Consider the following 23,374-nt stretch of genomic DNA (forward strand, 5'->3'; position numbering starts at 1 on the left):
CGAAAGCCCCGCTCCGGCGGGGCTTTCGTCGTTTTGGGGTGATGGCGTGTCCGTCGCGATCTCGCCGGCGGAATACTCGAACGTCCGAGCTTCGGTCTACGTCAGCGCGGGCCGAGCCGCACTCGGTGGGTCACGGTGCCGGTGGCAGCGTTGCCGAGTCGTCGGGCGGCCCCAGCAGGGCAGCCGCCGCGCGGCCCCGGGCGGTCAGCGTGAACCAACCGAGGGGGAGGTCACTCATGACGAAGCCCACCTGCTTCAGCGGCTCGATTGCGCACAACCATGACCACGCCTGTTCCGGCGGTACCGGCAGTCCGGGAGCGAGGCGTTTGGAAGTCGACAGCAAGAGGTCCTGACGCAACCGCTCCAGCAGTGCCACCGCAAGCGGGTTCAGCCGGCTCAGATCCACCGCGAGGGCCGTTGGGTGCTCAGACCGCGAACCGCCGGGGCCGCCAGGAGCACCGGCAGCGTCGTCTCCACGCTCGCCGGAGCGGACCAGAGCAACCAGCCGCATCTCGGTCGCCGCCTGCGCGCTGGACGCACGAGCATGCAACGTCTGCCCCAACGCCGTCTGCGTCCGCGACAGTTGCAGCAGCCAAGAGATCCGGCTGGTGCGTGGCTTCTGTGGCCGGCCGAGCCGGTACGTGTCCCGTACCACGGCGGCTCGCTCGCGCGCTCCCTGCGCGTACAGGAGATCCGTGTAGACGCCCACCACCGCGCGGCACGCTGGGATACTCGCGTCGGCGAGGATCGCGACCGACCGCTCGTATGCCACCAGCGCGTCGTTCACCCGTCCGTCAGCTTCCAAGGACGCGGCGAGCCGATACCAGGCGAGGCCGATCTCCGCCGCTTCATGCCCGGAGGCGCCGACGTCATCGTGCGCGGCGGCACTCACGAGCAGTGTCTGCGCCTGATCGACCTCGCCAAGGTCCAGACATGTCAGGCCGGCAGTGACGAGCATCTGCGCGTCGCCGTCACCGGGCAGCGCGGCGACGGCCGCCAACGCTCGTGCGCGCAGCGCCGCTCCCTCCGCCCGGTCGCGCTCCTGCACGCAGAGCGCCCGCAACGTCAGGGCTGCGAGCTCCTCCGCGGTGTCGACAACGGCGTTGTCGGCAACCGGAGGAAGCCCCTCCACCAGCGCCGCCGCCGAGACCAGGGGTGAGCACGCGAGGCGTGCGATAAGGGTTGCGCTGCTGACTGCACCGACATCCGGGGCCGAGCTGGCGATTCTCAGCCACGCAGCGACGGCCGCGGGCGCTGCACCCGCGCTGCCGAGCAGACCAGCTGCCGCGACCCCAGCAGCGGACAGCTGGAGCGGGCCTTCGGGCGGATCCTCGGTCAGGAGCCCGGCCGCCCCCAGCTCAGTTGCGGCGTCCCCGCCGACGGTCTCGACCACGACGCCGAGACGGTGCACACGCACGAGCAGCGCGACGGCACGCGAGCTGAGCTCGCCGACCGCACGCGCGATCACCTCGATCTCAGCGAGGTTGACGGGCCACTGCTCAGGCAGAGCGCGGAACGACCGCTCCTTTCCGACGGGCTCCGCGCCCAGCCAGGCGCGCCGCAGCAGCCCTGCCGCCTCGTCGGCGAGCTCGCACAGCTGCTCCGGCTGCACCACGCCGAGCCCGGTCTGCGCGTACATGCTCAACGACGCCGCTATGCTCCACATTCCTGCGTCGCCGTCCCGCGCCAGGTCGATGGCATGTCTGTGCGCAGCGAGTGCCTCGTCGTTTCGACCGAGCCGTGATTGGACAAGCCCGATTGCGTGCCACGCGCAGCTCTCATCGTCGGCGTTGCGTAGCGGCAGCCTCTGCAGACCCTTCAGATGCCGCTCCAGCATGTGCAGGCCCGCTTCGTCGTCGCCGTTCTGCGCCAGCGCGCGCCCGAGGTAGAACAGCGCGTCCGCCTCATCGCCCTCGCCCCGCTCGGCCAACAGCGCGGCGCTCTGCCGGAAGAGGTCGATCGCGCTCTCCAACTCGCCGATCGCCTCGTGTGCGTGGCCCAGCCTCTCGAGCATCTCCGGACGGTCGACGACCTCGCGCCCGTCCTGTCCGGGGGGCAGCTCCAGGCATCGCTCGATCGCAGCCGCCGCCGCGACGAAGTCCTCGGCAGCCTCGCAGCGCAGCGCGAGGTAGGTCAACAACTCGCCGAGCTGTGACAACGCGACCGCCGGTCCCTCCTTGATCGCGTCGGCCGCGCTGGCGAGCGCCCGTTGTGCCACGTCCAGCGCGCCGATGTTCAGGCAGGCAGTGCTCAGCCGGATCAGCTCGGTCGGGTCCGGCGCGGCCAGCACTTCGTCGGCGATCTCGTCCAGAAAGGCAGTCGCCTGCGCGAGCAGCTCGTTCGCCGCCTCCAACTGGCCGAGTTGCCTGCAAACATCCGCGATCATCGCGTCGATCTGCACGGCTTCGAGCTGGTCCGCGTCACGCCACTGCCCGGTCGTATGCCGCGCCCGCCTCAGCAGCCCCAGCGCCGTCGCCGGCTCGTCCACGCTCGCCTGCGCCTGTAACGTCAGCGCGAATGAGAGGTCGCGGCTCTGCTCGACGTCCTCCAGCGCCGACGCGGCCGTTGCAGCGGTCGCAGCTGCAGACACCTGCTCGCCGAGCAGCAACTGCGACACCGCGACACCGATCAACCGCGCTGGGACGTCCGGCGCCGCGGAGGTCCAGTCTCCCTGCAGCATCCGCCGATAGGCATCCGCCGCCTGCCGGTAATACTCGGCGGCATCGGCCACCCGCCGCTGTCTGCCGCGCACGTCCGCGAGCATCTCCAGCGTCTCCGCCACGGCTTCCAAATCGGGATCTGACAGCCCCCTCAGAAGCAGCAGGCGCTGCTCAAACGTCTCCACTGCCTCCTCGTACTGCTCGTTGCCCTCCAACGCGCGCCCGAGCGCCATCAGCGTCACGGCGAGGTCCCGCGGTCGATCGGCGCGACGTTTCGACTCCACCGCCTCGCGGTAGAGCCTGATCGCGACATCCGTCCGACCATCGTCGCGATGGACTCTGGCGAGGTCGTGCAACATGACACCGATGGACTGGGGATCGGGCTCGGACCGGTCGCGGAGCAACTCCAGGCCCTCCTCATATGCTGCTTGCGCCTCGGCGGGACGTGCACACGATGCCAGCGCCCGTCCATGCCACTGCAGAGCGATCGCCAACTGGCCGCGATCACCGCTTCTGCGCATCTGCTCGACCGCCTGCCGACTGAGCGTGAGCGACTCCTCGAAGCGGCCCATTCTGCGGTTGAGGACCGAGAGGTCGCTCAATGTGACGCCGAGGATCAGCGGTTCTGGATCCGGCAGCCGCCGCAGCAGCGCCAGACGCTCCGTCAAGGCGACTTCTGCCTCTTCGTTGCGCTCGGCGTCCATGAGCCCGCGACCGAGCGCGAACAACGTCGTCGCGAGGTCAGCCGGCGCGGAGCCCTCGCGCTTCGAGGCTGCCGCCTCCTCGTAGAGTGCGATCGCCGCCGACAGCTCTCCGGCCTGCGCGCGCACGTCCGCGAGGTCGTGCAGCGTCACGCCGATCTGCTGAGGATCCGGCTGCGGCTGCGACTGCAGGAGCGTGAGACGCCGTTCGAACGCGTGCAGCGCTTGATCGGGCATCGTGAGCCGGACCGCCGCGCGGCCGATCCTGTGCCACAGATCGGTGAGCCGGCCGCGATAGTCCCATCGCTCGAAGTCGGCTGTCAGCGCCAGCGTCGTCATGCGTTCCGCCGCGCGCACCGCGACATCGACCCAGCCCGCTTCGACCGCCCATCCACCGGCTTCGAGCAGCGGCGCCGGCTCGTCGGTCGCGATCGCCTCCTCGAGGATCGCCCGCGACACGTCATCGGCAGCGGCCCGCGCCGTCTGCGCGTGCTGCTCCATGCCCAGCGACTGATATGCGTGAGCGGTGGCCTCCTGCAGGACGCGCGCATTGCCGGCGATCGAAAGCCGATCGATCGCGTTCCATGTAATGGCGTCATCGTCGTCGGGCCTACTCAGCACACGTGCCTGCTGATAGCTGCGCAGCGCCCCCGGCAGGTCGCCGAGCTGGCGCAAGACGCTTGCCAGCTGCCGTGAGTAGGCCGAGAGCGGGAGCTTCTGCTCCAAGTCGCTCCGCTGCCCCGTCGCCAGCGCCCGTTCGTACGCCGTTCGCGCGCCGGGCAGGTCGCCGGTCGCGCGACGGGCACCGGCCAGCGCCGCGAGTGCCTCCACAGCTTTCGGGTCGTCGAGACCGACGGCACGCTCGAGGACCGAGAGCGCCTCTTCGCGATGCGCAAGCGCGCCGCGAAGGTCGCCCAGCTTGGTGAGCGTCCAGGCGAGCTTGCCATGACGTATGCCCAGGCCCAGGTAGTCCTCAGGGAGTGTTCTTCCCGCGCTGGCCAGCGACAGCTCCAGCTGCTCCTGCGCGCCCTTCAGATCGCCCGCTGCGCCGAGCGCGTCCGAGAGGTTGCTGCGCGCGATCCCAATCTCGGGGTGCTCCGGGCTCAACGTCGCCACGAGATCCTCGACGGCCCGCTCCATCTGCGTCTGCCCGGCTTCTCTGTCACCGCGCTCGTGCAGGATGGCTCCGAGTTGCGTGCGTGCGCCGGCAGTCTCGGGATGAGCGGGCCCGCAGGCGTCGACGAACAGCGCGAGCGCCCGCTCGCTTGCCCCGACCGCACCGTCCAGGTCGTGTTTGCAGAACAACGCCCAGCCGAGGGACTTGCACGCGAGCGCGAGGCAGACTCTGCTTGACGGTCGCTGCGCGAGCGCCTCCACCGTCATCGTCAGCTCATCCACAGCCTTGTCGAGGAGCCCCAGCCCGGTCATCGCCGTACCGCGCTGGATTCGCGCGCGCGCGACCTCGTCAGGATCGGGCTCCGCCACCCCTTCCCACAGCGAGAGTGACTCTCGGAGCCATCTCGTAGCCCCTGCGTACCTGCTCAACTGATTGAGAACCTCGCCGAGACTGGTCCGCAGCATCGCGCGCAGCGTGTCCTCCTCTGGCAGCCGCGCGTCCGCGAGCTCGACCGCGCGCTGCAACTCGTCGCGTGCCGAGACCAGATCGCCGAGATAGGCGATGTAGCCGCTGCGATGCAGAATTGCGCGCAGCAGCGCCGGCGTGACCACGTCGAGCTCGTCTGCGGCCTCGACGACCGCGCGAACATGGTCGGCCAGGCTCCCGCTCAGTCTCCACATGCTCAGATCAAGGACGTCTTGCGGGAAGACCGCGCTAAGCCGGTCAGCAGCGTCCTGAATCGACAGCCGTCGCTCGTCATCGTCCAGGGCGGTCCTCACTTGCTCGCGAATCGCTGGGGCGAGCACGACGCCGCTTTCGCGCTCCTCCAGCAGACGCTCTGCGACAAGCCCGGCAACGATCTCCTCAACCGCGCCGTCATCGTCGTTCTGGCCCGCGGGCCGGTTGAGCAGCAGCTCCCTGGGCACGGGCGTCGCGGCGACGATCGCCACCAATTTGATCAGTTCACTCGCCGATCGGTCTCCGTGACGAGGATACGACCGTGCTCTGCCCACGCTCTCAGCCGAGCGATCGGCGCGGCGTTCCAGAGTGCATGAGCGATCGGAGCGTGGTCACGTCGTACCGACGCAGCGTGATCTCGGCCTCCGGCGACTCGTTGACGAACGCGGGTGCGTAACTGCCGAACGACGTGGCCCTTCCGATGGCCGTCACGGCCACGACGCTGTAGCGAGAGGGCATGTCGTCAGGCAGATTCGTCAGCTCTTCGACGCGTTCGTCGCCGAGGATGGAGCTCGATCTCGGCTCGTCGAATGCGAATCGCGGGCGCGGTGCGGGCCATTCATCGTCCGCCGACCACCACTCGGCAGCCACGACGTCCTGACCCTCCACCCGTATGCGGCAGACGAGGCGCACGTCGAACGGCTCATCACGGCTCCCGACATCCAGCAGCCGACCGACGACGCGGATCCGACAGACCGCCACTCCGTCCTCGACGACCGTCTCCATGATCGTCTGCTCGCATTCCTCGGCGTATTGCCTCAACCCCAGCAGCTTCTGCCGCAGCGGCTGCAACGGACCGTCGTCGAAGCCGGTCGCCGAGACGCACCATTCGTCCTCTCCAAAGAGCCGTTCGAGCGTCCCATTCGCGACCCGACGGACGTCGTCGGCTCGGCTGCGCCGATCGTCGTCGACGCCTGAGCCATCGTCTGAGCTGGCGCCCAGCAGCTCCTGCACGTGGTCAGCGAGGGCGACGCGCCCGAGGTGAACAGTCACGGTGCGACCCTCGCGGATGCGCTCGACCAGCCCCGACGCCTCCAGGTCCGCCAGAAGGTGCGAGAGATAGGACTCGTCGACCTGCAGCAGGCGTCTCAGCTCGGCGCGAGGCACGGCGTGCCCCTCGGCCTCGTTGACGTGTCGGACGACCCTCCGCGCCTTGCCATTCCACGAGCGCAGCACGGTCAGCTCGCCGCCTTTGCTGGCCGGGGACGCGGCAGCCGTCAGCGCTCGCGATGCGGAAGTGAGGATGCTGTGCGCTTGGGGGTTGCTTTCCCGCAGCCCTTTCGCAGCGGGAGTGATCATCAACTGCGTGGTGGCCACGGCGGCATCCGCGATCTCCTGCCGCGTCCCGAGACGAACGAGACGGATCGCCTCGGCCAGAACGGCTTCGGCGAGCTGGACGACGCGAGCGGGAAGATCGCGTCGGCTCTCGCCTGCCGCGATCGCGCGCTGGAGGGCGGCAATCAGGATCGGCATCGGCGCAGAGGCCAGCGTGAACAGGTCGTCCGCAGCCGGTGGGGAGTGCTCTGATTCAGTCATCGCATTGAATGGGTCTTTCCCGTCATCGAGCATACTTGACTCAGACTTGAGCGTTCGACGTCTGCGATCGAACGTGATCGGCCAGCCGGAAGATGAAGGCCGGGCGATCATCGGCTCGGGTTGGAGGTCTCAGTCTCTTTCGCTGAATTGCCCAGAACGAGCGGTTGTGCTCCTCGTCCCACGTCGTCGTGCCATCCGAGGGCACCGCGAAGTCGCGGTTGCACACAAAAGCGATCGCCCACAACCGCTGCACGAGATGTTGCAGCGAATCGCGGTGGCGATGGACCCTGGGACTCAGCGAAGGCACGATCAGAACATCAGCGCCGCTGCGCGCGAGGCGGTCGCGGACATGGTCGGCGAAGGAGTCGAGGCAGATCACGACAGCGATCGTGCCGATGGGCGAAGGCACGACCTGGAGCGTCCGTCCGAGCACGATGTCCTCGGTCGCAGCCAGCGGCTGCGTGCCGTCGCTGAGCAGTCTCGGCTGTGGACCCTGCGCGCAGGAGAGCTTGACATGACTCCACAGCGGCTCGCCGTCCGGCCCGATCACGACCGCCTCGTTGACGTGCGTCGCAAGTACGGCGTCGCCGAGCAGTTCCGGCTCGATCGCGGAGGGTTCCGAGGCGGCGATCGGACGGTGCCGGAGGCCGACGAACGTCAACGCCGGTGCCTCGTCAGCCGCGACGATCGCGGCCGTCACCGCGTCGAGCGTTCGCGGCGTTGCGCACAGCTCCGGCAACACGAGCAGCGAGGCTGGGCCGGATGCGGCCTCGACGGCTGCGACGGCCGAGTCGTGACAGATGCGCTCGTCCTCCGGATCCATCGCAGCGGCATCGAACCAGCCCACCTCGACGTCTTCGCGTTCGAGCCAGCCCGAGAGGCCGGCGTCCCCGAGCGTGTCGAGGTGGACGGACAGCGTCGGGTCGGCGCCGACCACGCCCTGCTCAAGCAGCGCCTCCACCGCCACCCATCCGTCGCTGCCAGGTCTGATGACGTGCAGTTCGATGTCGCGATGGACGGTCGGGCAGACGACCAGGCGCGGCGCGAGCGCCGACAGCGAGGGGTGCTCGTCGGCCTCTGGCGGTCTGTCGGCATCGTTGCCCGCTCGGGTGGCGAGTCTCGGACGCCGCCACATCACGAACACCTCGCTGCCATCGACGCCGACCGCTTCGGTCGCTGACTCGATCGGCTGATCCCTTGTGAGCGTGATCTCGATGCGCGCCAGCAACTCCGCAGCGTTTCGCAGCGGAGCCGCCATCAGCCGCGCTCGCTCGTCCTCGTCGAAGCGCACGAAGTCGGGTTCATCGAGCGCCTTGGCGCGAATCACCAGTGGCTTCTCCAAAAGCGAGCCGAGGTGGAGAAGGTGGTGTTCCAGCCAGGTCCAGAGGATCGCGACGATCGCGACCCGATCGTCGGCGGCGCGATCAAGCCCATCGAGCAGAGCGCGGACGTCATCCGCCGCAGTCGTCCCCTTGTCAGTCCCCAACCCCATTGCTCTCCGATGCCATCCGATGGCGTCCGACGCCTGTCGCGCCACGATACACAGGCGGAAGGACCGACAAAGCAGGTCGCGGACGTTGGGTCGATGTTCTCCTGGATGTGTACGTGGTGGTCGGCGAAAGCGGCCGGATGAAGAGAAGCCGGCGCGTCGCAGCCGCGCTCCTCGTAGCCGTATCTTGTCGGACCGGGATCCACTGCGAATGTCTATGAGCGGCGGCTGGATCCACCCGCGACTCACTCTGCCCAAGGATTCTTGTTGCGCTCTACCGACGTTGTGATCATCGGCGCAGGTGCCGCCGGGCTGATGTGCGCCCTGACCGCCGCCGAGCGCGGCCGCCAGGTGCTGCTCGTCGACCACGCCAACAAGGCCGGCAAGAAGATCCTCATGTCCGGCGGTGGCCGCTGCAACTTCACCAACATGTACACGGACCCGGCCAACTTCGTCTCGAAGAACCCGCATTTCTGCAAGTCGGCCCTGGCCCGCTACACCCCGTGGGACTTCATCGCCTTGGTCGGCAGGCACGGCGTGCCGTACCACGAGAAGAAGCTGGGCCAGCTGTTCTGCGACAACAGGTCCAAGGACATCCTCAACATGCTCCTGGACGAGTGCCGGCAGGCTGGCGTTGATCTGCGCCTGGACACTTCGGTGCGGCAGATCGAGAAGACCGCGGCCGGGTACCTGCTGAGCACCGACATGGGGCCGGTCGCCTCGCCGTCGCTGGTGGTCGCCACCGGCGGCCTGTCGATCCCGACGCTGGGCGCCACCGGCTTCGGCTACGAGATCGCTCGCCAGTTCGGCCACAACGTGCTGGCCACCCGCGCCGGCCTGGTGCCGTTCACCATCTCCGGCCAGCTCAAGGAGCTGTGCGCCGAGCTGTCCGGAACGTCGGTGGACTGCGTGGTCAGCTGCAACGGCGAGAGCTTCCGCGAGAACATCCTCTTCACCCACCGCGGCCTCAGCGGCCCGGCGATCCTCCAGATCTCCTCGTTCTGGCAGCCCGGCGATGCCGTGGAGATCAACCTGCTGCCCGACCGCGACGCACTGGAGTGGCTGCAGGGCCAGCAGGCCGCGCGCCCCAACAGCGAGCTGAAGACCCTTCTGGGCGAGCTCTTCACGAAGAAGATGGCGGCACTCCTGGCCGATCGCTGGTTCGCTTCCAAGCCGATGAAGCAGTACACCCCGGCCGAGCTGCGCGACATCGCCGACAAGCTCGGCGCCTGGCAGGTGGTGCCGGCCGGCACCGAGGGGTACCGCACCGCCGAGGTCACGCTGGGCGGCGTCGACACCCGCGAGGTGTCGTCCAAGACGATGGAGTCGCTGAAGAGCCCGGGCCTGTACTTCGTCGGCGAGGTGCTCGACGTCAGCGGCCATCTGGGCGGTTACAACTTCCAGTGGGCGTGGGCGTCGGGCCACGCGGCGGCGCACTTCGTGTGAGGTCGGCGGGCCGCGGGGTCCAACTTTCTGAGCGATAGGATCGCGACCATGCCGTTCACGCTCAAGAACCTCAGGGAGGACCTGGAGGACGTCGGGTCCAACTTCAACGGCGCGCCCGACCTCGAGTTCCGCATGGCGACCAAAGCGCTCCAGCTCGAGCAGTCCGGGCTCACCTATCAGCACGTCCCGCCCGGCTATCGCTTCCCGTACGGCCACACGCACAAGGAGCAGGAGGAGCTGTACGTGGTCGTCGGCGGAAGCGGGCGGATGAAGCTCGACGACGAGATCGTCGAGGTCAAGAAGTGGGACGTCGTGCGCGTCCCGCCCGGTACCTGGCGCGGCTACGAGAGCGGGCCAGAGGGCCTCGAGCTGCTCGTCTTCGGTGCGCCCAATCTCGGCGACAACCCGCGAGACGACGTGGAGGGCACGCGGGACTGGTGGGGCGACTGACCCGCCTTGTCAGGTCCCGCGCGCGAGGTGCCGCGCGATCACCATGCGCTGGATCTGGTTGGTGCCCTCGAAGATCTGCATCACCTTCGCCTCGCGCATCAACCGCTCGACGGGGAACTCCTTCGTGTAGCCGAAGCCGCCGAGCACCTGGACCGCGTCCGTCGTCACTTTCATCGCGGCGTCGGTCGCGACCAGCTTCGCGATCGACGCCTGGCGCGAGAACGGCAGGCCGCGATCGCGACGGCGCGCCGCGTCGAGCATGACGGCGCGCGCCGAGGCGACCGCCGCGGCCATGTCGGCGAGCAGGAAGCCGAGACCCTGGTGGTCGATGATCGCCTTGCCGAACGTTCTGCGCTCCTGCGCATACGCGACCGCATGGTCCAGCGCGGCCTGCGCGACCCCGACCGCGACCGCGGCGATCCCGAGCCGGCCGCTGTCGAGCGCCTGCAGCGCGATCGCGAGCCCCGCGCCCTCCTCGCCGATGCGGCGATCGGCGTCGACGGCGACCTCGTCGAGGTCGACGGTCGCCGTCGTCGAGCCGGTCAGCCCCATCTTGCGCTCCGGCGCCTGCGCGCCGAGGCCGGGCGCGTCGCCCGGCACGAGGAAGCACGAGATGCCGCGTGAGCGGTCCTCAGAGGTGCGCGCGAACAGCGTGTAGAAGTCGGCCTCGCCGCCGTGGGTGACCCATGCCTTCGCGCCGCTGACGCGGTACCCGCCCTTGCCGCCGCCGCCGTCGCCGTCGCCGTCGCCGTCGCGGACCGCGCGGGCGCGCATCGCGCCCGGGTCGGAGCCGGCCTCGGCCTCCGAGAGGGCGTAGGCGCCGAGCAGCTCCCCGCCGAGCAGCGCGGGCAGCCAGCGCTCGCGCTGCGCGTCGCTGCCCCACGTGGCGAGCGGATAGCACGACATGACATGGACGCTGATCCCGACGCCGACACTCGCCCATGCACCGCCCAGCTCTTCGAGCGCCTGCAGGTAGACCTCGTACGTCTGCCCGCCGCCGCCGAGCGCTTCCGGATACGGCATCGCGAGCAGCCCGAGCCGGCCGAGCTGGCGGAAGAGGTCGCGCGGAAACGCCCCGTCGGCTTCGGCGCGGGCGGCGCGCGGAGCGAGCTCGTCGGCGGCCAGGTCACGCGCGAGCGCGACGACGTCGGCGGCTTCGTCGGATGGGAGCAGTCGGTCGGCAGGCATCGGCGAATAATACTGCTATGAATACCTCGGTACTATTCATGGACTCGATAGCGCCGTAGACTGTGCGCGTGCCCGTCGGAGTCGCACGTCCCAGCGCAGGTCTCCTCGACGACCTGCTCGAGCTCTTCCTCGCCGAGGGCTTCGGCCACTTCACGCTCGCGCAGCTCGCCGCGCGCCTGCGCTGCTCCAAGACGACGCTCTACACGCTCGGCCACAGCAAGGAGCAGCTGACCGCCAACGCGCTCAAGCAGTTCTTCCGCACCTCGGCGGAGGCCGTCGAGCGGCGCACCGCCGCGGCGGACGCGCCGGCCGACCGCATCGCGACGTACCTGCGAGCGGTGGCGGATGCGCTGCGGCCGGCGTCGCCCGCCTTCATGGCCGACGTCGCGGCGCAGCCGCTCGCGCGCGAGATCTACGAGCGCAACACCGCGATCGCCGCCGAGCGCGTCGCGCAGCTGATCGCCGACGGCGTCCGCGCCGGCGACTTCCGCGACGTCCACGCCGCCTTCGTCGCCGACACGGTGGCCGCCACGATGCAACGGATCCAGACCGGCCAGGTGCTCGCCGCCACGGGACTGCACGACGCCGACGCCTATGACGAGCTGGCGGCGCTGGTGCTCGATGGCATCCGCAGCGGCGCGGGTCGCGCCACCCGCCGCGCGCCCCGCTGACGGCTGAGCCCGGCTACGCGGCGCTCGCGCGCTCCGCCTCCATCCCCGCTTCGCGCGCTGCGCCAGCATCCGGACCCGCCGGCCTCCACCCCGGCCCGCGGAGCGCGTAGCCAAAGCGGTCACGCCAGGTGCGCGCCCGCCGCACGTCGTGCCAGATGTCGACGTACTCGTGGAAGGCGACGCGGACCGGGTTGAACGTGTCGATGTTTCTCGTCAGCCCGTAGCGGACGCGCTCGCCCTCGGGCTCGAAGGTGCCGAAGAGGCGATCCCAGATGATCAGGATCCCGCCGTAGTTGCGATCGAGGTACTGGTGCTGAGAGCCGTGGTGAACGCGGTGGTGACTCGGGGTGTTGAAGATGAACTCGATCGGCCGCGGCAGTCTTCCGACGGTCTCCGTGTGGAGGCCGAACTGGTACAGCAGGCTCCACGACTGCGCGAGGAAGATCGTCCACACCTCGAAGCCGGCGAGCGGCATCCAGAGCCAGAACAGGCCGACCCCGAACGGCGTCCAGTCCTGTCGCAGCGCCGTCGAGAGGTTGTAGTGCTGCGAGCTGTGGTGAACGACGTGCGTCGCCCAGAACAAGCGGATGCGGTGGTGGCTGCGGTGCCAGACGTAGAACGTCAGATCGTCGGCGAAGAAGAGCAGGACCCAGCCCCACCACGCGTCGGCCGGAATCCGCAGCGGCGTGATCGTCCACAGCACCGCGAAGACGGCGACTATCGCGATCTTCCAGATGCCGAGGATGACGAGGTGGCCGACGCCCATCGCAAGGCTCGTCCGCGTGTCGCGCAGCTCATAGCCGAGCATCGCGCTGCTGGCGGTTGCGGTGGCGCCGCCGCGAACGGTCGCCGCCTCCTCCCCGCGAGTCGCGGCCTCGCGGGCCTCCTCGCGCGCGTGGTGCGCCAGCACGGCCACCTCGACGACGATCGACAGCAGGAAGAACGGGATCGCAACGAGGAAGACCTCGAGCACGACACACCTCCGGGCGGCGGCGCGCTTCGCTCCGCGCGCTGGTTGGACCAGTTGCGCGACTGGTTATACCAGTTGGCCCGGGTGAGACGCCACCGGTTGGTGAGGCGGCCGCGGCGCGGGGCGGCAGCGCGCGCGCCTCAGCGCGGCGGCTCGTCGGCTTCGAGCAGCGCACGGGCGGCGGCTTCGGCGGCCGCCGGATCACCGGCCGCGACCGCGTCGCCGAGCGCGGCGAGCCGCGCCCCGTCGGTCGGCACCAGCGCCGCCGCCAGCAGCGGGAACGACGCCAGCGCGGCCAGCAGCGAGTTGAGCGCGAGGCGGTAGGCGAGGTTGCCGGCGCCGCGGACGATCTCGCGCCACAGCTCGTCGTAAGCCGTGACCGCCGCCGCGGGGGTCGCGTCGTCGCCTGGCTCGACGCCACCGTGCTGTCCAGCGGCGGGCGCTGCACTGGCCGGTGCGTCGCCGGCGAGCCGTGCCGTCTCGCGCGCCAGCCGCGCGACCTCGGCCCGCGTCGCGCGATCCGCGCGCTCGGCGCAGCGACGCGCCGCATCGGTCCCGATGCAGGCACGCAGCTCAAGCACCGCGCGCACCAGCTCCTGTGGCGGCAACTCGCCGGGATCGTCGATCAGGTCGAGCAGCACCTCCAGGCCGCCGCTCTCGCGCCAGTCGAGCACGCGCGTCGGACCGCCCTGGCTGATCTGCACCAGCCCCGCCTGCTCCAGCCGCTTCAGCGCCTCGCGCACCGCGTGCCGGTTGACGCCGAACCGCTCCGCGAGCATGCGCTCGGAGGGAACCGCGGCGCCCGGCTCCAGCCGGCCACCGAGGATCTCCTGCCGCATCCGCTCGTGCACGACGTCGGAGACGCGCCGGGCCTGGGTGTCGCCGCTTGTCATCGCGACCGGTTGTACCAGTGCGGGCGCGGCGACGTGGAACCCTCCACGCCGCCGTCGAAGCTCTCGAGGTAGCGCAGCGGCCCGCCGGTCCAGTCGGGGAAGCCGGCGCCGACGATCGCGGCGACGCTCGCCTCGGCGGCCGTCGCGATGACGCCGGCATCGAGCAGGCGAACCGCTGTCAGCGCCTGTGCGACCAGCAGGCGCTCCTTCAGCTCCTGGAGCGGCGGGGGTGCGCCCGCCCCGGTCGCGTCGATCGCGCCGGCCGACGACGACGCGCCGACGGCGGCGGGTGTCCGGTCGAGCGCCGCCGGCAGCGCATACCCGGCGCGGGCGGCGGCGGTGTCGACGATCTCGGCGGGGATGCCCTCCCTCAGCATCGCGGCGCGCTCTGCGGCGAGCGCGGCGGCGACCGGCTCGACGAACGACCCGGCCCCGCCGGCGATCACGACCGCCAGCTTCCCGAGCCGCTCGACCAGCGCGAGCGCGCGGTCGACCTCCGCCTCACCCACGCCGGCGCCTGGGACCAGCTCGACCAGCGCCGCGCGGTCGAGCGGGCCGTGGCTCAGCAGGCTGACGCGGTCGTCGGCGGGGGCGCGTCCAGTGCTGTCGGAGAGCACGAGATCGGCGGAGCCGGCCGCCACCACCTCGATCCCCGCGCGACCGAGCAACCGCGCCGCCTCGCCCGTCCACTCCGCCCCGCCGATCAGCGCCACCGTCCGCGGCACCGGCCCGCGCCGGCCGCGCGCCCGCACCTGCTGGAGGTCGAAGAAGCAGGCCTGCGTCATGTTGGCGGCGGTCGGGCCGCCGACGAGGCCGAGGAAGGCGCGCAGCTCGATCTCGCTCGCGCGCTCCAAGCGCTCACCGGCGCCGTCGATCGCCGCCGCGATGATGCTGTGCGGCGCCGGATAGTGGTCGGCCGCGAGCTGGCGCCGCACGCCCGCGGGCAGCGCCGGGTGGCGCTCGATCTCGCGGGCGGTCACCGCCGCCCCGCCTGGCACGCGGTAGCCGGGCGCGTCCCACGGCTGCCGCGCGCCCGGGTTGGCCGCGATCCACGCCTTCGCCGCCGGCAGGAGCTGCTCGCGCGTCGCGACCAGCTGGTCGACCAGACCGATCCGCAGCGCCTCGCGCGCCGGGTGCCGCGCCCCCTCCAGCAGCACCCCGACGAGCGCGTCGACGACCCCGAGCAGCCGCACGGTGCGCACGACCCCGCCGCCGCCCGGCAGCAGCCCGAGCGTCACCTCCGGCAGACCGACGACCGTCTCCGGCGCGTCGAGCGCGATCCGGCGATGGGTCGCCAGCGCGACCTCCAACCCGCCCCCGAGCGCCGCTCCGTTGATCGCCGACACGACCGGCCGGCCGTACGTCTCCAACCGCCGCAGTTGGCCGTCGAGCAGGCGCCCGAAGAGGGCGACGTCGTCGGTCACGCTGCCCGCGGAGGCGCGCATGTCGAGCAGGTCGCCGCCGGCGATGAAGGTCCGCTTCGCCGAGCAGAGCACGACGCCGGCGATCCCCGCCCGCTCGGCCTCCAGCCGCTCGAGCGCCGCCCCCAGCGCCGTCGTGAACGTGCCGTTGAGCGTGTTGGCCGAGCGGGCCGGGTCGTCGAGCGTCAGCACGACGATCCCGTCCTCCCCCTGCTCCCAGCCGATCACCGCTCGCTCGCCCGCACCTCGTCCTTGACGGCGACGACGACCGGCGGCGCGCTGCGCCAGTCGGGGATGCCGTCGTCGACCGTCGCGACCGCGCCCGCGTAGGCGCGTTCCGGCCGCTCGCCCACGGGCGTCTCGCGACCGCCGTCGGCAGCGCGCGTCGCGTGCAGTTCGGCCCAGTGGGAATGCGCGAGCTGGTGCAGCGCGAAGGCGTTGTTGAGCGCGCTCTGGAAGCCCTGCGCGTCGACCGACCCGTTGACCGAGTCCTTCACGACCAGCGCGGCGACCGTCGGCAGCGCCGCGATCCGGCGCGCGAAGGCGAGCGTGCGCTCCTCCAGCTGATCGTTCGCGAAGACCTTGCTGACGATCCCGATCCGCTGCGCCTCCTCGGCGTCGATCGCGTCGCCGGTCAGCAGCAGCTCCTTCGCGCGCCGCGGCCCCAGCTCCCACGGGTGCGCGAAGTACTCGACCCCGCCGCCGCCCAGCCGCGGTCCGACCGGGTCGGCGATGCGCGTGTCCTGCCCCGCGACGATCAGGTCGCAGGCCCACATCAGCATCACTCCGGCCGCGAACACCTCGCCGTGCACCTGCGCGATCGTGATCTTGCGCAGGTTGCGCCAGCGCAGCGTGTTCTGGAGGAAGTAGTGCGACTCCTGGATCCAGCGCAGCTCGGTGCCGCTGCGGGTGCCGCCGTTGATCGCGTAGGTCGGGTGCTGCTCGGGCCCGGCGGCGATCTCCGCGAGCGCCTCGCGCGTGCCGAGGTCGTGGCCCGAGGAGAAGGCGCTGCCCGCGCCGGAGAGGATCACCACGCGGACGTCGTCGTCGGCCTCCGCGCGCGTGAACGCCGCGTCCAGCTCGACCAGCAGCCCGCGGCTCTGCGCGTTGCGGGTCCGCGGCCGGTCGAGCACGATCCGCACGATCGCGCCGTCGTCGAGCGGCTCGTAGCGGAGGTACCGGTAGTCGCTCATCTGCTGCCTTCTCTGTCGATTGAATCGGAAGCGGCCAGCGGCAGCAGCGCGAGCTCGCGCTCGCGCACGGCGCTGCGGCGGACCTTGCCGGCGTCGTCGCGCAACGACTCGGCGACGAAGCGGAACGAGCGCGGCACCTTGTAGCGGACGAGCCGCTCGGCGGCGAAGGCGCGCAGCGCCTCCTCCTCCAGCTCGCCGTCGGCCTCGACGACGGCGTGGACGCGCTGCCCGAGCTCGTCGTCGGGCAGGCCGACGACGGCGCACGACAGCACGCGCGGATGTTCGAGGACGGCCGCCTCGACCTCGGCCGGATAGACGTTGACGCCGCCGACGAGCAGCATGTCGAGCTGGCGGTCGGCGAGGAACAGCCAGCCCTGTTCGTCGAAGGCGCCCATGTCGCCGAGCGACTCCCAGCCGCCCGGCAGCGTGCGCGACGCGGCGCCGATGTAGCGGTAGGTCTCAGGCGTCCCCGCCGGCCGCCGCAGCAGCAGCTCGCCGACCTCGCCGGGCGCGACCTCGCGCCCGTCGCCGCCGACCGCCTTGATCTCGCCGAAGACCGGGCGCCCGACCGAGCCGCGGTGCGCGAGCCAGTCGACGCCGTCGATCATCGTGAACGCCTGCGCCTCGGTGCCGCCGTACATCTCGAAGAGGCGCCCGGCGCCGATCAGCTCGATCCAGCGCTCCTTCAGCCACGGCGGGCACGGCCCGCCGCCATGCCACAGCACCTCGATCGAGCTGAGGTCGTGGGCGCCGGGAGCTGCGTCGAGCAGCCGCAGCATCCGCAGCATCATCGTCGGCACGAGGAAGGCGAAGCCGACGCGGTGGCGCGCGATCGCCTCCAGCGCCGCCGCCGCGTCGAAGCGCGGCAGCACGACGACGTGCTGGCCCAGCAGCGGCCCGACGATCCCCACCGAGAACGGACCGTTGTGGTAGAGCGGCCCGGGCACGAGCTGCACCTGCTCGCCGCTGAGCCGGAACACGCTCGTGTACGGCGTCAGGTCCAGCTCGCTGGAGGAGGTCGTGACGATCAGCTTCGGGCGCCCGGTGCTGCCGCCCGAGCCGATGATCTTCCACGCCGGCGAGACGGCCCGCGGCGGCGGCTCGTCGCCGTACGCCGCGTCGGGCGCGAAGCCCGCCGGGACGCTCGCGCGGTCCGGCACCGCCGCCGCCGCGACGCCGACGACCAGCGCCGCGTCGGCGAGCGCGACGACCTCGCGCAGCTCCCGTTCCGGCAGCCGCGCGGAGACCGGCGCGGGGGTCGCGCCGAGCTTCCAGATCGCGTAGCAGGCCTCGAAGAACTCGATCCCGTTCGGCAGCGCGACCGTGACGACGTCGCCCTGCCGCACCCCGCGCGCCGCGTAGGCGTGCGCGAGCCGGTTGGCCTGCGCCTCCAGCTGCGCGCGCGTCACCGTCCGCTCGCCGCAGGTCACCGCCGGCCGTGACGGAGCGGCGGCGGCGACCGCGCTCAGCAGCTCACCGATCGTGCTCGGCACCTTCGACCCCACCGCTCAGCTCGGCGCGGCGCCGGCGGTCGGCTGCGTCCACAGGCGCAGCTCCTCCGGCCACGGGTCGTGGATCACCTGATGCTGCTCGCCGAAGTCGAGGATCGGCCGCGTCTCACGGTCGTAGAGCGGCCACGCCGGGATGCCGTCGTGGGTCGGGTCGCCGGTCTCGGCGAACGACACCCACGCGAGGTGCATGTCGTCGGCCAGCCGCTGCGGCGGCTGCTCGCCCGTCAGCCGCAGCGCCCACTCGGTGTCGAGGATGTCGAAGACGAACGGCAGCTCGACGGCGTGGCCGGCGCCGATCGCGCCGTCGAAGGCGCGCGAGGGCCACGAGAAGCGGTAGAAGAAGGTCGTCGCGCCGCTGGCCGAGTGCGCGTCGGCGAGGTTGGTCGTCGGCACGCGGTAGGCGCGATCGGTCTCCAGCGCCGCCAGCAGCTCGACCGGGCGCGCGCCGGGCCGCGCCGCGCTGTAGAGCGCGAGCGCGTCGGCACCGCCGGCGCCGAAGACGCCGTCGAAGGCGGCCGCGACGAGGTCGTCGCCGGCGCCGACGAGCCCGATGCCGAACATCAGCAGGAACTCCTCCTTCGTGTGGCCGATCAGCAGGTCGACCGGCGCCGCCTCGCCCGCGGCGAAGGCGTCGGCCGGGCGCTGCGGCAGCACGCTGCCGCCGACGACCGGCTGGAACGGGTTGGCGGTCGAGGCGATCTCCTCGCCCCAGCGCGCGGGGTCGCGGTCGGCGAGCACGGCGGCGAAGATCTCGCCCTGGATCGCGACCACCCGCGCGGGCTCGCGGTCGCGCAGCTCCCGCAGGCCGTCGAGGTCGCCGTCGGCGAGGCCCGCGCGCGTGAACACCTCGCGCGCGGCGAGCGCGGCGGAGGCGCGCGAGAGCAGCGGCTGCGGGTAGCCGCTCTGCACGATCGCGCGCGCGAACAGGCCGCGCGCGGCCGGCACGCCGAGCACCGCCGCGACCGCGGTCGCGCCGGCCGACTCGCCCGCGAGCGTCACGCGCTCGGGGTCGCCGCCGAACGCGGCGATGTTCTCCTGCACCCAGCGGAGCGCGGCGACGATGTCGAGCGTCCCGTAGTTGCCGCCGTCGGCGTCGCCCTCGACGGCGAGGAAGCCGTCGATCCCGAGCCGGTAGTTGATCGAGACCTGGACGACGCCGCTGCGCGCGAAGCGGCCCTTGTCGATGTACGGGTCGCCGCCGGAGCCGAACAGGAAGGCGCCGCCGTGGACGAAGACGATCACCGGGCGCGCGCCGCGGTCGACCGCCGGCGTCCAGACGTTGAGCGTCAGGCAGTCCTCGCCCCACGGCAGCTCCGGCGTGAACAGCTCGCCGACAAGCCCCTCGGGCAGGTGCTGCGGCGCCGGCGGCCCGTAGGCGCTCGCGTCGCGCTCGCCATCCCAGCGCGCCGGCGGCGCCGGCGGCCGGTAGCGCAGCGGGCCCACCGGCGGCGCGGCGTAGGGGATCCCGCGGAAGACGCTCACCCCGTCCTCCACGGTGCCGCGGACCGTGCCGTGCTTCGTCGTCGCCGTCGTGCTCATCCCGACCTCTCCACCTCGCGAACAAACTTGCCGGGCAAGCATCACGCCCGCGACCGGGCGCCGGCAAGGAGGGTTCGCCCCTTTGCTAAGCGACCCATCCCACCGACGCGCCCGCGCGGCGTACGCTGCACGGCGACGGCCGAACCGGAGGAGAGAACGGTGATGCAGACAGACGATGCGCGCGTGCGCCGCCGGGCGGCGATGCCGTTGATCGGCCGCGCGCCGGAGCTGGCCGAGCTGCTGCGTCTCATCGCGGGCGACGAGGCCGCCGACGACGCGGGCGGCCGTGTCGTCCTGCTGCGCGGCGAGGCCGGGATCGGCAAGTCCCACCTGCTCGCGCACGCCGTCGCGACGCTGACCGCCGACGGCTGGATCGGCTTCGACGTGCGCGCCGACGAGCTCGACCGGCTCGTCCCCTACGCCGCGCTGCGCCACGCCGTCGCCGCCCACGCCGCCGCGCTCGGAGGCGACCTCGCGCAGCTCGCCTCAGCGCTCGTCGCCGCGCTCGACGTCGCGACCGCGCAGCCGCTGCCGTCGCTGCACGTCGCCGCCGCGCGCTTCTTCGCAGCGCTCGCCGACCAGCGACCGGTCGTGCTCGCGTTCGACGAGCTGGCGCTGATCGACGACGACACGCTCGCGCTGATCGCCAGCCTGCTGCGCCAGCGCGAACGCCATCCGCTCGTGCTCGCCGGCAACCTGCGCCGCCCCGAGGGCGCGCGCCACGGCGCGCTCGAGCGCGCGCTGGAGCGGCTGGGCCGCGACGACCAGGTGCGCGAGCTGGAGCTGGGCCCACTCGCCGACGATGCCGTCGCGGAGCTGGTCGCGACGCTGCTCGGCGGCGCGCCCGCGGCGGGCGTGGTCGCGACGGTGCAGCGCCGCAGCGCCGGCAACCCGTTCTTCGCCGAGCAGTGCGCGCTCGACCTCGCCGAGGCGCGCGCGTGGAGCGCCGACGACGGCACGCGCCCGCCGGCCTTCTCCGAGGACCGCCGCCGCGCCTTCCTCGACCGCGTGCTGCGCGTCGGCCCGCGGTCGCGGCGGATCGGCCAGGCGGTCGCGCTGCTGGGCGTCGTCGGCTTCGCGCGGATCGAGCTGGCCGCCGACCTGGCCGGGCTCGCCCCGGCCGAGGCCGACGCCGCCTTCGACGCGCTCGTCGAGCGCGGCATCCTGCAGCCGGTCGCCGGCGGCGGCTACCGCCTCTGCCACCAGCTCGTGCGCGACGCGCTCTACCAGGAGATCGGCCCTGCGGAGCGCTGGCGCTGGCACCACGTCGCCGCCGACCGGCTGCTGGAGCTGCCCTCCTCGCCGGCGGTCGACCTCGAGGTCGCCGCCCACCTCGGCGAGGTCGCCGAGATGGGCGACGGGCGCGCGATCGCGGTCCTCTCGCGCGCCGCCGAGCGGGCCTGCGCGACCGCGCCGCAGTCGTCGATCCCGTGGTTCGAGCGCGCGCTCGCGATCACCCCGCCCGACGATCCCCGCCACGCGCCGCTGGCGGCGCGGCTGGCGCGCGCGCTCTTCCTCGCGGGCCGCCCGCGGGAGGCGGTCGAGGTCGGCAGATCGGCGCTCGCGACGCTGCCGGAGGGGCCGGCCCGCGCGCGCCTGGTGACGCTCGTCGTCGACGGCCTCGTGCTCGCCGCCGAGATGGACGAGGCCGCCGACCTGGTCGACGCCGAGCTGGCCGCCGGCGGCGCCAGCGTCCGCTTCCTCGCGAAGGCCGCGCACGTCCTGATGGGCGTCAACCGTCCCGCCGACGCGCTCGCCAGCGCCGCCGCCGCCGAGCGCGCGCTCCCCCAGGCGCCGGTCCAGGAGCGGATCCTCGCGCTCGGCCATCTGATGCGGATGCGCTACCTGCAGCCGCGCTACGACCTGTTGCCGCGGATCTGGCGGGAGCTGGAGGAGGCCGCCGCCGACGCGCCGCTGCCGTCGCGGCTCGCCGCCTACCAGGCGATCTCCTACGCGCAGGCGGCGATCGGCGACACGCGCAGAGCGTCGCTCTCGATCGGGCACGCGCAGCAGCTGCTGGCCGAGCTGGGCTGGGCGGTCTACCGCGAGGACCTCGCGATCGCGCAGATGCAGAACGCCGCCCACCTCGGCGACTGGACAGCGGCGCTGGCGCTGATCGAGTCGCTCACCGACGAGCTGGAGACGGCCGGCACGCTGACGCAGCTGGGCGTGCTGCGCGCGCTGGAGATCGAGCTGCGCGCCAACCGCGGCGAGTGGGCGCACGCCCGCCGCGCCGCCGAGAAGCCGCTCTCGGGCAACCCCCACTGCGACCCGCTGCACGTCTGGGCGCATGCCGGGATCGAGCTGCTGACCGGCGACGTCGACGCCGCCCGCGCCCGCCTCGAACAGCACCTGGAGGCGCCGTCGATCCCCGGCTGGGCGCGCGCGCTGCTGCTCAGCCGCCTCGCCGACGTGGTGACCGAGGCCGGCCGCCCGCAGCTCGCCGTCGACCTGCTCGCGGGACCGATGCGGCAGGGCTTCGACGTGCTCGACTACCCGACCCACATCGCGATCCGGCTCGCGCACGGGCGCGCCGCCGGCGACCCCGCCGCGCTGCACGAGGCGCTCGCGCTCGCCGACGAGCACGGCCTCGCGCTGCTGCGCGGGCGCGCCCACCTGCTGCTCGGCGCCCAGGACGTCGAGGCCGAGCAGCACCTGACCGCCGCGGCGCAGATCTTCCAGTCGCTCGGCGCCGCGCCATGGCGGCGGCGGACCGTCGTCGAGCTGCGCCGGCGCGGCCTGAAGATCCCGCGTCAGCGCACGCGCCCGCACGCGCTGCTGACCGAGACCGAGCTGCAGATCGCGCGGCTGGTGCAGCAGGGCCGCCGCAACCGCGAGATCGCGGCGACCGTCTTCCTCAGCGTCAAGACGGTCGAGGCCAACCTCAGCCGCATCTACGCCAAGACCGGCTGCGCCGGACGGCTGGAGCTGGCGCGCGCGATCGACGCGGGCTGGCTCGACGGCGACGGCGACGGCGACGAGCGCGACGGCGCGCCCGCCCCGCCCGCCGCCGCCGCGCCTACCCCCTGAGCGCCGCCGTGATGTCGAGCGGCCCGTTGATCGCGGTCGCGAGGCACTCGTGCGCCATCCCGAACGCCAGCTCCTTCACGAACAGCTCGCGCCACGGCTGGATCAGCAGCGCCCGCGCGAGCCGCCGCTGCACGCGGCTCTTGCGCATGAAGACCTCCTCCGCCAGCTCCCAGGCGCGCGGCAGCAGCTGCTCCGGCGCCAGCACCTCGCCGACCAGCCCCAACCGCAGCGCCTCCTCGGCGTCGATTCTCGCGCCCGTGTAGAGCATGTGCCGCGCGCGGTTGTGACCGAGCAGCTCGCGGTAGACGGTGTGGACGCCGTCGCCGGGGACGATCCCCAGCAGCTGCCAGTGGCCGTCCCAGAAGGAGGCCGTCCGCGAGCAGAGCACGAGGTCATTGACGAGCGCCAGCTCCGGGTGTGCCCAGACCGGCCCGTTGATCGCGCAGATCACCGGCACGTTGAGCGACAGCAGCGCCAGCGGCTCGCGCGTCTGGTCGCGGTAGTTGATGTCGTAGGCGATCGTCTCGTTGTCCCAGCGCTTCAGCAGCCCACGCCGCTGGTAGTCCTCGAAGTCGGACTCGGCGTTGAAGCTGTCGCCGGTGCCGGTGAGGATCACGACCTCCGTCTCCTCGTCGTGGTCGATCTGCTGGAACAGCGGGATCAGCAGGCGGTGGACGGCGCCGCCCCAGCGCAGCGGCCCGCCGTCGGTGTGCATCCGCACTTCGAGGATGCCGTTCTCCCGTCGCAGCGCGAAGAAGCGCTCGAACGCCGGCGCGTACTGCTCCAGGCGGGTGCGGTACAGCCCTTCGACGCCGCTCATC

Annotated in this window: 15 protein-coding genes; 4 read left to right on the top strand and 11 right to left on the bottom strand. The window is 72.1% G+C overall.

From position 1 onward, the window contains the following. Positions 1-130: 130 nt before the first annotated feature. From R7226_RS15655 to R7226_RS15665, 3 genes are all read right to left on the bottom strand, one after another. The gene (locus R7226_RS15655) at positions 131-5,428 is read right to left on the bottom strand and encodes a tetratricopeptide repeat protein (RefSeq protein ID WP_318598118.1); all 5,298 of its coding nucleotides are present in this window, start codon (positions 5,426-5,428) and stop codon (positions 131-133) included. Positions 5,429-5,495: 67 nt separating this feature from the next. Beyond that, positions 5,496-6,785 carry a helix-turn-helix transcriptional regulator gene (locus R7226_RS15660; protein WP_318598119.1) on the bottom strand — a complete coding sequence of 430 codons (1,290 nt, stop codon included), beginning with the start codon at positions 6,783-6,785 and terminating at the stop codon, positions 5,496-5,498. A gap of 7 nt (positions 6,786-6,792) precedes the next feature. Continuing rightward, the gene (locus R7226_RS15665) at positions 6,793-8,238 is read right to left on the bottom strand and encodes a nitrilase-related carbon-nitrogen hydrolase (protein ID WP_318598120.1); all 1,446 of its coding nucleotides are present in this window, start codon (positions 8,236-8,238) and stop codon (positions 6,793-6,795) included. Between the two features lie 270 nt (positions 8,239-8,508). On the opposite strand from R7226_RS15665, the gene R7226_RS15670 reads away from it, so the two are divergent. Further along, complete coding sequence (locus tag R7226_RS15670; RefSeq protein WP_318598121.1) at positions 8,509-9,687, top strand: BaiN/RdsA family NAD(P)/FAD-dependent oxidoreductase; 1,179 nt, start codon at positions 8,509-8,511, stop codon at positions 9,685-9,687. Positions 9,688-9,735: 48 nt separating this feature from the next. Next, positions 9,736-10,137 carry a cupin domain-containing protein gene (locus R7226_RS15675; RefSeq protein WP_318598122.1) on the top strand — a complete coding sequence of 134 codons (402 nt, stop codon included), beginning with the start codon at positions 9,736-9,738 and terminating at the stop codon, positions 10,135-10,137. A 9-nt stretch (positions 10,138-10,146) separates the two neighbouring features. Here the strand turns inward: R7226_RS15675 and R7226_RS15680 are convergent, their stop codons facing one another. Further along, positions 10,147-11,325, bottom strand: a complete 1,179-nt coding sequence (locus tag R7226_RS15680; RefSeq protein WP_318598123.1) for an acyl-CoA dehydrogenase family protein — start codon at positions 11,323-11,325, stop codon at positions 10,147-10,149. Between the two features lie 68 nt (positions 11,326-11,393). On the opposite strand from R7226_RS15680, the gene R7226_RS15685 reads away from it, so the two are divergent. After that, positions 11,394-11,996, top strand: a complete 603-nt coding sequence (locus tag R7226_RS15685) for a TetR/AcrR family transcriptional regulator (protein WP_318598124.1) — start codon at positions 11,394-11,396, stop codon at positions 11,994-11,996. A gap of 13 nt (positions 11,997-12,009) precedes the next feature. On the opposite strand, the gene R7226_RS15690 is transcribed toward R7226_RS15685, so the two are convergent. The 6 genes from R7226_RS15690 to R7226_RS15715 all read right to left on the bottom strand — a co-directional run bounded on the left by R7226_RS15690 (position 12,010) and on the right by R7226_RS15715 (position 19,523). After that, positions 12,010-12,969: a sterol desaturase family protein gene (locus R7226_RS15690; protein WP_318598125.1), complete on the bottom strand. Its 960-nt coding sequence runs from the start codon at positions 12,967-12,969 to the stop codon at positions 12,010-12,012. A 137-nt stretch (positions 12,970-13,106) separates the two neighbouring features. Then, positions 13,107-13,859 carry a FadR/GntR family transcriptional regulator gene (locus R7226_RS15695; RefSeq protein WP_318598126.1) on the bottom strand — a complete coding sequence of 251 codons (753 nt, stop codon included), beginning with the start codon at positions 13,857-13,859 and terminating at the stop codon, positions 13,107-13,109. After that, positions 13,856-15,508, bottom strand: a complete 1,653-nt coding sequence (locus R7226_RS15700) for an enoyl-CoA hydratase-related protein (RefSeq protein WP_318598127.1) — start codon at positions 15,506-15,508, stop codon at positions 13,856-13,858. Before R7226_RS15700 ends, R7226_RS15695 begins: the two co-directional genes overlap by 4 nt. After that, a complete protein-coding gene (locus R7226_RS15705) occupies positions 15,505-16,473 on the bottom strand; it encodes an enoyl-CoA hydratase (protein ID WP_318598128.1) in 969 nt (322 codons plus the stop codon). The genes R7226_RS15700 and R7226_RS15705 overlap by 4 nt, the downstream gene beginning before the upstream one ends. Continuing rightward, positions 16,470-17,966, bottom strand: coding sequence for an AMP-binding protein (locus tag R7226_RS15710; RefSeq protein ID WP_318598129.1), 1,497 nt, complete (start codon positions 17,964-17,966; stop codon positions 16,470-16,472). Before R7226_RS15710 ends, R7226_RS15705 begins: the two co-directional genes overlap by 4 nt. Positions 17,967-17,981: 15 nt before the next feature. Continuing rightward, positions 17,982-19,523, bottom strand: a complete 1,542-nt coding sequence (locus R7226_RS15715; protein ID WP_318598130.1) for a carboxylesterase/lipase family protein — start codon at positions 19,521-19,523, stop codon at positions 17,982-17,984. Between the two features lie 162 nt (positions 19,524-19,685). Here R7226_RS15715 and R7226_RS15720 point away from each other — a divergent pair, with 162 nt between their 5' ends. Then, positions 19,686-22,553, top strand: coding sequence for an ATP-binding protein (locus R7226_RS15720; protein ID WP_318598131.1), 2,868 nt, complete (start codon positions 19,686-19,688; stop codon positions 22,551-22,553). Here the strand turns inward: R7226_RS15720 and R7226_RS15725 are convergent. Next, positions 22,543-23,373: an enoyl-CoA hydratase/isomerase family protein gene (locus R7226_RS15725; protein ID WP_318598132.1), complete on the bottom strand. Its 831-nt coding sequence runs from the start codon at positions 23,371-23,373 to the stop codon at positions 22,543-22,545. The genes R7226_RS15720 and R7226_RS15725 overlap by 11 nt on opposite strands. Between the last annotated feature and the right edge of the window lies 1 nt (position 23,374).

Origin of the sequence: Conexibacter stalactiti (genome assembly GCF_033542075.1) — a bacterium.
GTDB lineage: Bacteria > Actinomycetota > Thermoleophilia > Solirubrobacterales > Solirubrobacteraceae > Conexibacter > Conexibacter stalactiti.